Below are 14,269 nucleotides of genomic sequence, written 5' to 3' on the forward strand. Positions count from 1 at the left end.
TGCGATGAATGGAGGAGAAGTTATGGCTGTGCAATTGGCGAATCGGGTGTTGTCTCTGACACCTTCATCAACCCTGGCGATTACCGCTAAAGCAAAAGAGTTAAAGGAACAAGGGGAAGATGTAATTGGCTTGGGGGCAGGGGAGCCTGATTTTAATACACCGGAGCATATTTTGAAAGCTGCGGAAAAGTCGATGTATGAAGGACATACGAAGTACACGCCTTCAGCAGGTTTGCCGGCATTGAAGCAGGCAATTATCAAGAAATTTACGGAAGACCAAGGACTCAGCTTTAAGCCAGACGAAATTATCGTTGGCAATGGGGCGAAGCATGTTTTATATACTCTATTTCAGGTTTTGTTAAATGACGGGGATGAGGTTATTATTCCGACTCCTTATTGGGTTAGCTATCCGGAACAAGTCAAATTGGCCGGCGGTGTTCCGGTTTACATTGACGGGTTAGAAGAAAATCAATTTAAAATCACGCCCGAACAGCTGCAAAATGCAATGACAGCTAGGACAAAGGCGGTAATTATAAACTCTCCAAGCAATCCGACAGGTGTGCTTTATACGGAAGCCGAGTTACTGGAGTTGGGCAAAGTCTGCCTTGAGCATAATGTGCTAGTCGTATCAGATGAAATATATGAAAAACTCGTTTATGGCAGTTCCAAGCATGTCTCCATTGCTCAACTTTCTCCGCAATTAAAAGAGCAAACGATTATTATTAATGGGGTTTCCAAGTCCCATTCCATGACTGGCTGGAGAATAGGCTATGCTGCCGGAAATAAACAAATTATCGAGGCAATGACCAACTTGGCAAGCCATAGCACTTCCAACCCGACTACTACTGCCCAATACGCTGCCATCGCAGCCTACAATGGACCGCAGGAGGCAGTGGAAGAAATGCGCCGGGCATTTGAAGAAAGACTGGAAATCATTTACGACAAATTGGTTTCCATTCCGGGCTTCACTTGTGTAAAGCCACAAGGGGCATTCTACCTATATCCAAATGTCAAGCGCGCGGCAGAAATGACCGGCTATCAAACGGTGGATAATTTCGTTTCCGGACTCCTTGAGGAAGCCAAGGTCGCCGTGATTCCGGGCTCCGGTTTCGGAACACCGGAAAATATCCGGCTTTCCTATGCAACCTCGCTCCAGCAACTGGAAAAAGCAGTAACGAGAATCAATGATTTCGTGACAGCAAAAGTAAAAGCTTAATGCAATCAAAAAGTCTGCGGGACGCAGGCTTTTTGATTTCTTTGCCATCCTTGGATACCTAATACACTTACCCGAGGTCAAGGTTCATGATATACTAAATAGTGAGGTGTCCAATGAATGAAAGAAAACCTATTAGCATGGCTTGAGGAAGGCCAAATAACTGTTCCAGCCCTTTTATTTTCTGAATATCGCAATCTTAATATGACAGAAGTAGAACTTGTCCTATTGCTAAATATCTTAACTTTTTTGGAAAAAGGAAATGAATTTCCCACTCCCGAGGAGCTTTCAGCAAGGATGACAATCTCGATTTCCGAATGTCATGAAATGCTAAGAAGGCTGATTCAGCGGGGCTGCTTGGAAATTATGGATGAATATTCAAAAGAAGGTATTCGCTTTGAAAAGTATTCCATAAAACCGTTATGGGAAAAGCTCATCAACCAATTTCTAAATAATAATCGCCTAAATCAAGAACAAAACAAGAAGGCGGATGAAACTGATTTATATTCGTGCTTTGAACAAGAGTTTGGCCGGCCGTTATCACCGTTCGAATGCGAATCGCTTGCAATGTGGATGGATGACGACCACCATGACCCAGTCATTATCAAGGCCGCCCTCAGAGAGGCGGTTATGTCAGGAAAATTAAATTTCCGCTATATTGATAGAATTCTGTTTGAATGGAAAAAGAACGGAATCAAAACGATTGAACAGGCTAAAAACCAAGGGCGTAAATTTCGCCAAAAACAGGTACAAAAACTTGGAAACAAAGAGGGCTCCAGCCAACCAGCCGTACCGTTTTACAATTGGCTTGAACAATAATTTTAACCCGGACGAGAGACATCTCCTCTCGTTTATTTACTGTATTAGCACATGGGAGGGAGATGTAATGCTTAACAATGGACAAATTCGCTATTGTCTGGACAAAATCGGTGAAATGTTTCCCGATGCCCATTGCGAATTAAACCATTCCAATCCGTTTGAACTGATCATAGCCGTTTCGCTATCCGCACAGTGTACCGACGCCCTCGTCAACAAGGTGACGAAGGACTTATTTAAAAAATACAAAACACCAGAGGATTACCTGAGTGTCCCTCTTGAAGAACTGCAAAATGATATTCGTTCGATTGGACTATATCGAAATAAGGCCAAAAATATTCAAAGTCTTTGCCGTCTGGTTCTGGATGAATATGATGGTGATATTCCTACTGACAGAGATGAACTGACCAAGTTACCGGGGGTTGGCCGAAAAACTGCCAATGTTGTGGTGTCTGTTGCCTTTGGCATTCCAGCCATTGCAGTCGATACCCATGTGGAGCGGGTCAGTAAGCGTCTGGGGATCTGCCGCTGGAAGGATTCCGTCCTTGAGGTAGAAAAAACCTTGATGCGAAAGGTTCCTGAACAGGAATGGTCAGACACTCATCATCGGTTAATCTTCTTCGGCAGGTATCACTGCAAGGCGCAGAACCCGCTATGTCCATCGTGTCCATTATTGGAGTTGTGCAGGGAAGGAAAGAAACGGATGAAGGGACTGAAGGCAGTCAATGGAAAGTAAACTGGCTGTTTCCAACCTGCTTGAGGAATGGAAGACTGTAAAAATAAGGCTTGAAAATAACTTCCGCGAGCGCAATCAACAGGGGACAAAAGAGTTAATGGAGCAAGGGATTACCCTGTTTATTCATTTCTTGCATTTGACAAACGAGAGCACTGCGATAGAAGGTGAACCAGTTCCCTTTGGTCAGTTTCACTTTAAACCGGTAAACATAGAAGAAAGATTAGGCTTTATCCAGGCAAGGCCAAATTTATTCCACTCCTTTCGCCAGCTTTCAGAACTAATGGTTGAGCAGGAAAAACAATATGTGAAAAAAACCATCATAAAAAAATCGTCCAGGCATGATGCCTAGACGATTTTTTTCTTAATTAATTTCCTCTTCCGGAAGTTTGGCCTCCTGAAGGGGTTTGCGGGATAACAGCGGGCGGGGTCGTTATCGGTGTAGTTCCATCATCTTCACCATTATTTCCGTTCCCGTTTCCATTGCCGTTCCCGTTCCCATTTCCGTTCCCATTGCCATTGCCATTCCCGTTGCCATTTCCGTTCCCGTTGCCATTTCCATTTCCATTCCCGTTGCCGTTTCCATTGCCGTTCCCGTTATTATTTTGCGGGTTTGGAATATCAATCGATTTTACAGCCGGGTCACTCTTCTTATTGCCGTTGAGAGCCACTACGGTAATTGTATATTTATCACCCGGATTTGCAGGAATCACTAAGCTGGTTTCCTTTTGCATCTGATGTTTAGGCCCTGAGCCGTTATCGACCGTGATGTCAAACTGAATGTCTGTCTGGTTCGGAATATTGTAATCCCATGCTACAGCAATATTTTTATTGAGTTCATCGAATGTCACTCTCAGATTTGCCGGCGCTTCAAGCTTGTGATATTTCTCAGATACTGTTTTAGGTGCATGCCCCTTAACGGCATACTCGGTGATGGTTTCACTGCTTGGAGTAAACTCCCCGGCAAGAACCGGAGGCATCGAACCTTTTTCAATTTTTACCTTTTGAACGCTATTTGGCATTTCGAAGTCAGGTGTTTCAATATCCTTGGAAACGTGTGCCATTAAATTTTTGAAAATGTATTGGGCAATTCTTTGATTATCCCCTTTAGGCGTTATCGGAGTACTAGACTTTGAATAACCCGTCCAAACGGATAAGGTGTAATTGGTCGTGTAGCCGGTAAACCATGCGTCCGGTACCGAGCCGCTTGGGATATTGTACTTTTTCTTATCCTCGGCTGTATAGTTTGTTGTACCAGTTTTCCCCGCAATTGGCAATCCGGGAATGCTGGCCCTTGTACCTGTACCTGGGGAAACAAGTACACTTTTTAACATATCCGTAATCATAAAAGCTGTCGAATCCTTCATTGCAACCTTTGGTTCCGGAGCGGTATCAATCGTCGTGCCATCGCGCAACTTAATTTTCGTGACCGCATGAGGCTTTGTGTAAATACCTTTATTGCCAAATGCACTATACGCCCCGGCCATTTCCATAGGGGAAACGCCAACGGTTTTTCCGCCAAAGCCGCCAATCGCATAGGATTCAAAGATTTCCTTCAATGGGATTCCAATACCTATGGCAAAATCCTTTGCTTTTTCCAGCCCCACCTGTTGTAAAGCCTGTACGGCAGGTGTATTACGGGATAATTGCAAGGCAGTTCGAATTGTCATCGGTCCTTTATAATTACCATCCCAGTTCCCAAATTTCTTACCTGTAGAATATGTGATTGGTTTATCTTCAATCATTTGATAGGTGCCCCAATTCAAATATTCAATGGCAGGTGCGTAATCCAGAACGGGCTTAATGACCGAGCCTGGCTGACGCTTTGCTTGAATGGCATAGTTATAGCCACGTTTCTCCTGGTTTCGGCCGCCGCCAATTGCGCGGATTTCCCCTGTTTTCGTATCGAGCAGGGCAATACCGGCCTGGAACTGATCATCCGGATATTTTATTACTTCATCTGTGTTGAGAATTTTATCAACGTAAGTTTGCGCATTTGGATCCATTGTTGTTTGGATCGTCAATCCATCTGTATAAATATCAAAATCAGTTTTTTCCTTCACTTCTTTAATGACAGCATCTACAAATGGGTCAAAAGGTTTATCGTTCACTGTACGTTTTTCCGGTTTTAATACTGTTTCAGCAACAGACACTTTTTTGGCTTCTTCCATTTCCTGCTTGGATATGAATCCATGCTGCTCCATTAGAGTCAATACAATATTACGGCGTTTTTCCGCCAAGTCAGGATGGGTAAAAGGATTATAATTGTTAGGGCTTTGCGGCATTCCGGCAATCTGGGCTGCTTCAGCCAGGGTCAGGTCTTTTAATTCTTTCCCATAATAAACCTCTGCTGCAGTGGCAATACCGTAATTATTGCCGCCAACTAATACTCTATTGACATACATTTCAAAGATTTGCTGTTTCGTATAATTTCGCTCCAGCTGGATGGATAGCCATGCTTCTTGTGCCTTTCTCTTTATCGTCTTCTCATGTGATAAAAAATGCATTTTAACAGTCTGTTGGGTAATCGTACTCCCGCCTTCGGCACCGAAACCATCGCGGAAGTTTGCCAATACAGCTCCGACAAGCCGAATGGGATCAATCCCGTGGTGTTTGTAAAACCGATAATCCTCAGTGGCAATAATCGCATTCTCCACCACCTCTGGTATATCTTTATAATTAATATATTCCCGATTTACCGCTCCCACTTCAGTAAAAACTTTTCCATCCTTATCCAAAAGTTTGGATGGGATTGGATTCTTTAATAATTTTGGGTCTAGCTTAGGAGTATCTTTAATCATATAGGCGAACGTGCCAACACCTGCAAGCAATCCTATAAATCCAAGAACCACGAGGGAGAGAAAGATTTTCTTTACCAATCCGCCTTGTTTTTTCTTGGTTTTTGATTTAGCTTTGGTCTGGGATTTCTTGCGGCGCTCCTCCCTTGATTGGAATTGTTCGGACATTTGAAATACTTCCTTTCTCATCTTGCCCACCTATTAAAGGTTCAATTTATCTAGTATTTTAATATAGTCAATTCTTGGCCGGAATCCAAGCGGAATGTGATGACCCGCCTGCTCGATTTCTTCCTTGGTAATAGACTTTCTGCCGCCCGTCACCATTCTTTCCCAAAAGAAAAGCAGGTGTTTGGCTTCAAGTAAATATACTTCATCAAGCCTTGTAAAGCGAATGATGACAAAACAAATTCCACCTTGATTCAAAACCTCTTCCATATGGCTGATTTGATGCTGGTGGAAGTTTTTTAACGGGAAAGAGGTGGAATTCTGTGTTTCCTTTGCTTCAAAATCAATATATTTCCCTTGATAGACCCCATTATAATCAGTGGTCGAGGCCAATTTAAAGTAGGCCTCCTTTATAACAGCTGCACTCCGTTTTGGATAATCAACCTGAACAATTTGTATTGGTGTAGGTTTTTTATGAATAACAGCCAATTTTCTTTCTCGATAATATTCATTCGTTTCATTTAAATCTTCTTCTAACGTCATTCCCCGGTTGCTGTAAGCATGGTTAATTCGCTTTTTCTCTGCTGGCTTTTTCTCCTGATCGTTCCGGATAAATCTCTTTCCATTTGGATAATTAACAGTCATGTTTTCACCTCTTTAAACCATACCTTATCATACCAAATCTGCGGTTAATGGGATGAATAAAATAATTCAACATGAAGACCCTAATAATAATTTTACCGAACTTGTCAAGAAATGAAATGATTCCTTCTTCATAAAAGCTGAAATGAAGATAAAATTATCAATCTATTAACCGATGGCAAAGGGAAGATGCATATTTTATGAATCATCTTACAATACAGGAACAATCAATTATTCGTCAAATCAGAGCCCAAACTGATAAGAAAAACATTGATAATATTTCCAGAACGGATGCCTATTTTTCTTATTTTAAACAAAATCCGGATATTGTTTGGTCATTCCTTGCTCATATGGTATCAAGAAATGGCGGCTACAATATGTGCGACCTTGAGGGAACGGCATTTCGCGAGCTTCTTGCACCCCAGCTTAGAAAGCAGCTATTTTTAACCTATGAGCGGGCAAATTGGCTAATCTTCCATGATGTATTCCCGCAATTACTGCTCTATCAATATTCGACGAAACTAAACCGCCCTCTGTTTCATTTGCTTCCATTTTTCCATGTTTCTTCTTTTATTCAACAAGAGTGGTATCGGTATTGGAGGGAAAAGGACCGCAACCGTCTCACGACAGCATTGATCATTAATGAGCAAAATGTGATACAAACTCCAGTTATCGACCATCCTGTATATAGAAATAAAGTGTTTCGTTCCCTCATTTTTAACTTTCAGGACTGGCTTCATTTTAGTGTCGTCTTGTTTCCTACCTGTGGCGGGGAGGTTTATGGAGCCAGTGTAAACGGTTTTCGTTTCCTTTCAAAAAGAATTAATTTGGGCAAGAGATTGGCATCCATTTTATTTCATCCCCGGTTATTTCCATATTTTTTTGAATTTGCCGAGAAAACCGTTCATACTGGTTCAAGACTTGATTACGAGCAATATTTTAAAGTCAGGACAGATGGGGAAACACCTTTTTTAAGAATGGCCTTTCCTGTCATTTCCCATCATCAGCATGAGCATAAGGATTGGAGCAAACAGCGAGTTGTTTCCCCTGTATGGCTGCACTTGCCTGCAAAGCATAAGCACCCAATTCATTTAACTGATTGGTATATGGAAAAATCAGACCAACTGCAGTTAGTACTCGCACTAAAAAAAGTATTTCACTTAAGACCATGGCAGTAAAAAAGCAAGGAGAATTTGTCTCCTTGCTTTTTCCCGGTTCATTCTGCGGGACGATTAGGTCCTTCAAGTTTTTTATCGCCATAACCAGTTCTGTTCTCAGCATCTGGCTGTGCAGTTTGCTTTTTGTTTTGTTTTTTATTATTAGCCATGTTGAACACACCTCCAATTATAGCTTGTACGAGTCTGGCATTTTTATGCGATGTGTGAATGTCGAATTGGACATTCGGGAATGCCAAAAACGCACTTTCTTTGACGAATAGCTTCTAGTTTTGTCAAGCAGGCAGGAAGCAAGTGATGAAGAGAGAACTATACCTATAAGAATTCGTGAGGGAGGCATTATTTAAATGACCAGACCGTTAACAGAAAAAGACCAGCTGATAACACAGCTTACAAGAATCTATGATCAATTAGAGGAATTGGACATGGCTTTAGAAGTGTCATTTTCCGACCTTGGCATGGATTTAGACCGGGAACAGCAAGAAAAGATTGCTGACATGAATCAAAAGATGGTACATTTAGAAAAAATCATCGATTCCATCTCATTGGGGGCAGAAAAGTTAAATGTTAGAGCGGTTAATTTACCTTACAGAAAGTCTATTCCGATATAATCGTCTTTTTTTGCAATACTACCAAGAAGCGAGAGAAACAGGAGAGAAACAAGATTTTGAAAAGACCATTAAACCATTTGTAAATGAAGTGAAGGATAGTAGCGATGAATGGCAAAAGCTGATGAGGCAATGGCTGTCGAAAGTCTCGCCCAAGCATATTCATCTAAAGCAAATAGACACGACCGCCAGCCATATTGAACAGCTTTCTGTTCAGGCATTCTTTGGTCAAACCAGTAAAACAAGATTTTTAAATTCACAGCGGACCGTTGAGTTTTTCCTTGCTGAGGTATTGACAGAATTAGAAAAAAAGAAAAGAGATGCATAGCGGCATCTCTCAGGCTGTCGAGAAACTTCTCGCCAGCCTTATTAGCCTCTTATGACATATCTGAGGAAAAAATCAAAGCGAACGCGTTATAAGAGCGCTTCTTATGACGTGTTTATGGAAAAAATCAAAGCAAACGCGTTATAAGAACGCTTTTTATGACGTGCCAGGGGAAAAAATCAAAGCGAACGCGTTATAAGTACGCCTCTTATAACGTGTTTGTGGAAGAAATCAAAGGAAACGCGTTATAAGAACGCTTTTTATGACGTGCCAGGGGAAAAAATCAAAGCGAACGCGTTATAAGAGCGCTTCTTATGACGTGTCTGGGGAAAAAATCAAAGCGAACGCGTTATAAGAGCGCTTCTTATGACGTGTCTGAGGAAAAAATCAAAGCGAACGCGTTATAAAGACGCCTCTTATGACGTGTTTGTGGAAGAAATCAAAGGAAACGCGTTATAAGAACGCTTCTTATGACGTGTCTGGGGAAAAAATCAAAGCGAACGCGTTATAAGAGCGCTTTTTATGACGTGTCTTGGGAAAAAATCAGAGCGAACGCGTTATAAGAGCGCTTCTTATGACGTGTCTAAGGAAAAAATCAAAGCGAACGCGTTATAAGAGCGCCTCTTATATCGTGTTTGTGGAAGAAACCAAAGGAAACGCGTTATAAGAACGCTTCTTATGACGTGTCTGGGGAAAAAATCAAAGCGAACGCGTTATAAGAGCGCTTCTTATGACGTGTCTTGGGAAAAAATCAGAGCGAACGCGTTATAAGGACGCCTCTTATGACGTGTCTAAGGAAGAAATCAAAGGAAACGCGTTATAAGAACGCTTCTTATGACGTGTCTAAGGAAAAAATCAAAGCGAACGCGTTATAAGAGCGCTTCTTATGACGTGTCTTGGGAAAATGACAAGGCGATTAGCAGGGGCAATTTTAAAATAAAATCGGCAATTCAAATACCGATAAACTAAAAAATTGTCGAGAAAAAGACCCTTTCTCGACAATCTAAGAGATGCATAGCGGCATCTCTTTTTGGCGTTAATCCTGTATTTCGATGAGGGAGTGTATTGGTTCTTCTGGCACTACCGCGCCCAGCTTTTCGAGTTCACGAACTAGATTGCGATAATCGATAATACTTATTTCGTTGTAAATATAGGCCTTCTTTACAAAATCCATTAGTGCGTTAACGTCATCTGTACTGTAATCTCTGGATTGATTAAATCTACTTTTTAGTTCGCGGATGTCCATTTTTAAAGTCCTCCTTCATCGTTTTTTCTATCGTAACACGAATGAAAACGATTCCTTAGTTTTTAAAAAATTTAAACTTCAGACAAAATCCCCGTCATTTTGACAATTGTAGTCAGCTTCTGCTACTCACCTTTCATCGCCTTGGTTCATACTGTGTTACAGAGATAAATACGGAGGAGATGTTTGCCCGTGATTGGTAAATTAGGACCAAGACATCACTTTCATAATGGATATCCGGGTCAATTCATGGGTCAAAGTCCGCTTGGCCCCCAATCGAATCAGTCGTTTTTCGTTCGCAATCAACCTTTGCCTTATCAAACCATGTCGCAAAGTCATGGCTGGAACCCTGTATCGCATGGGGGTTACTATCCACAGGGATATGCCCAGCAAATGCAGCCTGGATCACAAGGTTTGTATCCTAATCAATACTTTCCGCAAAAGGAATCGCAGTCGTTATTCCATAACCCGTTACAGCCGAAGGAAGATATAATGCCATATCCTTACATGCCTATAAATGGATATCCAATTATGAACCCTTATCCTAAGCAGAGTTTTATTCCCAAGCAACCCGGGGGAATGCAGTCGATTTTAAATTCCTTTAAGTCACAGGACGGTTCGGTAGATTTTAATAAAATGATCAATACGGCCGGCCAAATGGCCAATGCTGTTACACAGGTGACTTCACTAGTCAAAGGTTTCGGCGGCATATTTAAAGCATAAAAGAAGACGGCCGATTTGGCCGTCTTTTTAATTTTACTCTTCAATTTCAATTATTTTTCCTGTTTCACGCGGGATTCTCACTTGTAATAAGCCATCCCGGTAGGATGCTTTGATGTTTTTTTCGTTAATGGCATGCGGCAGTGAAATGGTTCTTGATGACTGCTGGCGGACAAACCTGCGCCGATAGCTGCGGCTCCGTTCTTCTTCCGCAGTTTCGAGTTCATAGTTTTCCAAAGAAATGGTTAAGTAATTTCCCGTGACATTTAAGCGAATTTGGTCCTTCTTTACACCCGGGAGTTCGGCAGAAACAAGATATTCCTTGTCTTTTTCCTGTATATCGACATGAAATCCCGCCGCTTCAAAGGGAAATGGTGTTTTGAAGAATTCATCAATGGATTGTAAAAATCCTTTAATTGGTTTTTCGTTAAAAAACTCATTCATTGATCGCATTAAGTCACCAAATGGCTCTGGAACGGAATGTTTTGGATTATTCTTATCACTCGGAAGATTAGATGACACGGCAATACCCTCCCATTCGAAATTTTCACAGGATATCATATGCAAATAGACCTAGGTGGGTGACCTTGAAGCACATAATTTCCGCAATAAAAAACCGCAGGACATAACACTGCGGTTTCAGGCTTATATGAAATTAATCTCTTCCATCAAAATTTCCACATCGAGAATCATATTTCCATCGTCATCGACCTCGACTAGTTCATCCTTCTTCATCTTGGTCAGCGTCCGGCTGATCGTTTCTCTTGTCGTCCCAATCATATTGGCAAGATCCTTATTGGTAAATTCTGATTTTAACAGGATTGTTCCATCTTCCTGTTCTGTACCATGTTTTTGGGCAAGGCGGATTAACAGCTTGACAATTTGTTCGTACGTATTATTAAGAATTTGTTCTTCGAGACGGTTTTGCAGGTCGACAATCTTTTCACCAAGCACCTTAAATACCTTTATGCAAAGCTCTGGATTTTCAATCAGTACGTTTTCAAATTGGGAAATCGGTACAGCAATCAAGGTTGACGGCTCAAGCACCTCTGCATAAGCGGGATAATCACCTTTACGGAAAAAGCCGACATGAGGAAACATTTCGCCTTTTTTCATGATCGCCACAATTTGTTCTTTGCCGTTCACGTCGCTTTTATAAATCTTTATTTTACCATCATAAATAAAATAGACGTTTTCCATTGGGTCCCCTTGAAGGAAAACCAGACTGTTTTTCTTCCATTCACGTGCAATCGCAATTTCGGTCACTTTTAACAGTTCCGCGTCATTCAAATCACGGAAGAGGGTAAAGTTTGAAAGAACTTTTTTTATCTCCTCAATTTTCATTTAATCACCTTCAACTATTAATAATACCAATTCTATTGTATCAAAAAATAGGGAAATAGTTTATTCTCTTTCCTAACTGTATTTATCGTTAAAAACGGAGACACCTTCCATTGCAGGAAATAATTTTCTTGTTGAATTTCGTATTTAGTGGTGTTTTTATCTTTTTATCCGAACGTTCATTCGCTACAATAGAGATAATGAGGTGAGAGGATGAAACTGAAAAAAAGTCTACAGGATATACTAGATGAGTTGAAAATAAACGAAGATTTTAAAGATAATATAGTGGCCTGGAATACGATACCGGAGCGGGAAGCACAAACAGTGCCATTGCCGGAGGGGTTGCACCCGGCTTTAATTCAAGCTATTTCAAGTAAAGGGATTGAAGCGCTTTACACCCATCAGCAAGCCGCATATGAAAAAGTTATGGGCGGAAAGAGCATTGTGGCTGTAACCCCGACTGCTTCCGGGAAGACATTATGCTACAATCTACCCGTGCTCCAATCGATTCTATTAAATCCAAATTCACGGGCGTTATATATGTTCCCAACAAAAGCGCTGGCCCAGGACCAAAAAAGTGAAATCAATGAAATCATCCAAGCGGCAGGGGTTGATATAAACAGCTATACATATGATGGCGATACCCCGGCTAATATCCGTCAGCGCGTGAGAAAGGCTGGCCATGTAGTCATCACCAACCCAGATATGCTCCATTCAGGGATTCTGCCGCATCATACGAAGTGGGTGTCCTTGTTTGAAAATCTTAAATTTGTCGTAATTGATGAGCTTCACACTTACCGCGGTGTGTTTGGCAGCCACGTCGCCAATGTGATTCGCAGACTGAAGCGAATTTGCCGCTATTACGGCAGTAACCCCGTTTTCATATGCACATCAGCCACGATCGCCAATCCGCTGGAACTGGCGGAAAACCTGACGGAGGAGCGGATGGCGCTGATTGATAATAACGGGGCACCAAGCGGAACGAAGCATTTCCTGTTTTATAATCCGCCAATCGTTAATAAACCATTAAATATTCGAAGAAGCGCTACACTTGAGGTCCGCAAAATTGCTGGTGAACTGTTGAAAAATAAAATCCAAACGATTGTTTTTGCCAGGAGCAGGGTAAGAGTCGAGATCATTCTTACCTATCTGCAAGAATTGGTAAAGCGCCAATTGGGGCCAAAATCGATTATGGGATACCGCGGCGGCTACTTGCCGACAGAACGTAGAAAAATCGAGAAAGGATTGCGCTCAGGAGAAATATACGGGGTCGTCAGCACAAATGCCTTGGAATTAGGCGTCGATATTGGGCAATTGCAGGTTTGTATTATGACCGGATATCCAGGAACGATTTCAAGTGCCTGGCAGCAGGCAGGAAGAGCTGGCAGACGGCATGGCGAAGCCCTGATTATTATGGTTGCCAGTTCAAGTCCGCTGGATCAATATATCATTCAGCATCCTGACTACTTCTTCAATAAAAGTCCGGAAACAGCCCGCATTAATCCTGATAACCTGATCATTTTAATTGATCATATGAAATGTGCCGCTTATGAGTTGCCGTTTAAAGCAGGTGAACAATTTGGCCAAGTCGGGACGGAAGAACTGCTGGAATATTTATCAGAGGAAAGGATCCTATACCGTAACGGAGATAAGTGGTATTGGATGAACGATTCATTCCCGGCCCATAATATCAGCTTGCGCTCTGCCTCCCAGGAAAACGTGATTATTGTTGATCAGACGGATGTGGCCAATGTAAAGGTTATTGGGGAAATGGATCGCTTTTCGGCCATGACGCTGCTCCATGAAGAAGCGATCTACTTGCATCAAGGGACACAATATCAGGTCGAGAAGCTCGATTGGGAGGAGAAGAAGGCATTCGTCAGGGAAGTGGATGTCGATTATTTCACTGATGCCAATCTGGCCGTCCAGCTTAAAGTATTAGAGGTTGACAGGCTGAAGCCTCTGGAGGAGGCCGAAATCGGCTACGGCGATGTCAGTGTCAGGGCAATGGCGACCATCTTCAAAAAAATCAAATTTGAAACCCATGAAAACATCGGCTCGGGTCCGATTCACCTGCCTGAGGAGGAGCTTCATACGAATGCCGCCTGGATCTCACTGAATAAATCTTTTGCTGAGCTGGGCCAAGACAGGCTTGAACAAGGGCTCATCGGGGCAGCGCATGCTTTAGGGGCGATTGGGCCATTATTCGTTATGGCCGACCCGCAGGATATTCATGTCATTCCGCAGGTGAAGGCAGACCATAACGAAAAACCGACAATCTTTTTTTACGATCGGTATCCAGGCGGCATCGGCTTGAGTGAAAAAATTCATTCCGGTATGACTGAGGTATTCATGGAAGCAAAACAAATGATTGGGCGCTGCCGCTGTGAATCGGGGTGCCCATCCTGTATCGGGACCGACACGGTAAGCGAGACAGCGAAACAGGATGCAATCAAAATTATTGATTCCTTTTTACAAAGGTCTTGATTG

The 14,269-nt window shown here is 42.2% G+C and carries 14 protein-coding genes; 9 read left to right on the forward strand and 5 right to left on the reverse strand.

All coding sequences use genetic code 11. From position 1 onward, the window contains the following. Positions 1–28: 28 nt before the first annotated feature. The 4 genes from M3234_RS16900 to M3234_RS16915 all read left to right on the forward strand — a co-directional run bounded on the left by M3234_RS16900 (position 29) and on the right by M3234_RS16915 (position 3,114). On the forward strand, positions 29–1,216 hold the full coding sequence (locus M3234_RS16900; protein ID WP_262305915.1) for a pyridoxal phosphate-dependent aminotransferase: 1,188 nt from the start codon (positions 29–31) through the stop codon (positions 1,214–1,216). 117 nt (positions 1,217–1,333) lie between these two features. Further along, positions 1,334–2,032: a DnaD domain-containing protein gene (locus M3234_RS16905; protein ID WP_262305827.1), complete on the forward strand. Its 699-nt coding sequence runs from the start codon at positions 1,334–1,336 to the stop codon at positions 2,030–2,032. Between the two features lie 67 nt (positions 2,033–2,099). Then, complete coding sequence (gene nth / locus M3234_RS16910; RefSeq protein ID WP_262305828.1) at positions 2,100–2,765, forward strand: endonuclease III; 666 nt, start codon at positions 2,100–2,102, stop codon at positions 2,763–2,765. Continuing rightward, complete coding sequence (locus tag M3234_RS16915; RefSeq protein WP_262305829.1) at positions 2,755–3,114, forward strand: YpoC family protein; 360 nt, start codon at positions 2,755–2,757, stop codon at positions 3,112–3,114. Before nth ends, M3234_RS16915 begins: the two co-directional genes overlap by 11 nt. 16 nt (positions 3,115–3,130) lie before the next feature. On the opposite strand, the gene M3234_RS16920 is transcribed toward M3234_RS16915, so the two are convergent. Both M3234_RS16920 and recU read right to left on the reverse strand, forming a co-directional pair. Continuing rightward, positions 3,131–5,749 carry a transglycosylase domain-containing protein gene (locus tag M3234_RS16920; protein WP_262305830.1) on the reverse strand — a complete coding sequence of 873 codons (2,619 nt, stop codon included), beginning with the start codon at positions 5,747–5,749 and terminating at the stop codon, positions 3,131–3,133. A 12-nt stretch (positions 5,750–5,761) separates the two neighbouring features. After that, positions 5,762–6,370, reverse strand: a complete 609-nt coding sequence (gene recU, locus M3234_RS16925; RefSeq protein WP_262305831.1) for a Holliday junction resolvase RecU — start codon at positions 6,368–6,370, stop codon at positions 5,762–5,764. Between the two features lie 197 nt (positions 6,371–6,567). On the opposite strand from recU, the gene M3234_RS16930 reads away from it, so the two are divergent. The 3 genes from M3234_RS16930 (at position 6,568) to M3234_RS16940 (ending at position 8,478) form a co-directional block, all read left to right on the forward strand. After that, the gene (locus M3234_RS16930; protein WP_262305832.1) at positions 6,568–7,545 is read left to right on the forward strand and encodes a DUF2515 domain-containing protein; all 978 of its coding nucleotides are present in this window, start codon (positions 6,568–6,570) and stop codon (positions 7,543–7,545) included. Between the two features lie 344 nt (positions 7,546–7,889). Next, on the forward strand, positions 7,890–8,153 hold the full coding sequence (locus M3234_RS16935; protein ID WP_262305833.1) for a hypothetical protein: 264 nt from the start codon (positions 7,890–7,892) through the stop codon (positions 8,151–8,153). Then, entirely contained in the window at positions 8,107–8,478 is a 372-nt protein-coding gene (locus M3234_RS16940) for a YppE family protein (protein ID WP_262305834.1), read from the forward strand. Before M3234_RS16935 ends, M3234_RS16940 begins: the two co-directional genes overlap by 47 nt. Positions 8,479–9,511: 1,033 nt before the next feature. Here M3234_RS16940 and yppF read toward each other — a convergent pair. Further along, a complete protein-coding gene (gene yppF / locus M3234_RS16945) occupies positions 9,512–9,721 on the reverse strand; it encodes a YppF family protein (protein ID WP_262305835.1) in 210 nt (69 codons plus the stop codon). 189 nt (positions 9,722–9,910) lie between these two features. Here yppF and M3234_RS16950 point away from each other — a divergent pair, with 189 nt between their 5' ends. Then, on the forward strand, positions 9,911–10,441 hold the full coding sequence (locus M3234_RS16950; RefSeq protein WP_262305836.1) for a YppG family protein: 531 nt from the start codon (positions 9,911–9,913) through the stop codon (positions 10,439–10,441). A gap of 33 nt (positions 10,442–10,474) precedes the next feature. On the opposite strand, the gene M3234_RS16955 is transcribed toward M3234_RS16950, so the two are convergent. Continuing rightward, a complete protein-coding gene (locus M3234_RS16955; protein WP_262305837.1) occupies positions 10,475–10,960 on the reverse strand; it encodes an Hsp20/alpha crystallin family protein in 486 nt (161 codons plus the stop codon). Positions 10,961–11,083: 123 nt separating this feature from the next. After that, positions 11,084–11,782 (reverse strand): Crp/Fnr family transcriptional regulator, encoded by a 699-nt coding sequence (locus M3234_RS16960; RefSeq protein ID WP_262305838.1) that lies wholly within the window; start codon positions 11,780–11,782, stop codon positions 11,084–11,086. Positions 11,783–11,992: 210 nt separating this feature from the next. Between M3234_RS16960 and M3234_RS16965 the strand changes: the two genes are divergently transcribed. After that, a complete protein-coding gene (locus M3234_RS16965; RefSeq protein WP_262305839.1) occupies positions 11,993–14,266 on the forward strand; it encodes a DEAD/DEAH box helicase in 2,274 nt (757 codons plus the stop codon). Positions 14,267–14,269 lie beyond the last annotated feature (3 nt).

The organism is Neobacillus niacini (genome assembly GCF_023715785.1).
Classification (GTDB): domain Bacteria; phylum Bacillota; class Bacilli; order Bacillales; family Cytobacillaceae; genus Neobacillus; species Neobacillus niacini_E.

Coding starts and splice junctions, on each gene's coding strand:
- M3234_RS16965 (WP_262305839.1), top strand. CDS start 11,993: ATGAAACTGAAAAAAAGTCTACAGGATATACTAGATGAGTTGAAAATA.
- recU (WP_262305831.1), bottom strand. CDS start 6,370: ATGACTGTTAATTATCCAAATGGAAAGAGATTTATCCGGAACGATCAG.
- yppF (WP_262305835.1), bottom strand. CDS start 9,721: ATGGACATCCGCGAACTAAAAAGTAGATTTAATCAATCCAGAGATTAC.
- M3234_RS16935 (WP_262305833.1), top strand. CDS start 7,890: ATGACCAGACCGTTAACAGAAAAAGACCAGCTGATAACACAGCTTACA.
- M3234_RS16915 (WP_262305829.1), top strand. CDS start 2,755: ATGGAAAGTAAACTGGCTGTTTCCAACCTGCTTGAGGAATGGAAGACT.
- M3234_RS16905 (WP_262305827.1), top strand. CDS start 1,334: ATGAAAGAAAACCTATTAGCATGGCTTGAGGAAGGCCAAATAACTGTT.
- M3234_RS16960 (WP_262305838.1), bottom strand. CDS start 11,782: ATGAAAATTGAGGAGATAAAAAAAGTTCTTTCAAACTTTACCCTCTTC.
- nth (WP_262305828.1), top strand. CDS start 2,100: ATGCTTAACAATGGACAAATTCGCTATTGTCTGGACAAAATCGGTGAA.
- M3234_RS16940 (WP_262305834.1), top strand. CDS start 8,107: ATGTTAGAGCGGTTAATTTACCTTACAGAAAGTCTATTCCGATATAAT.
- M3234_RS16930 (WP_262305832.1), top strand. CDS start 6,568: ATGAATCATCTTACAATACAGGAACAATCAATTATTCGTCAAATCAGA.
- M3234_RS16920 (WP_262305830.1), bottom strand. CDS start 5,749: ATGAGAAAGGAAGTATTTCAAATGTCCGAACAATTCCAATCAAGGGAG.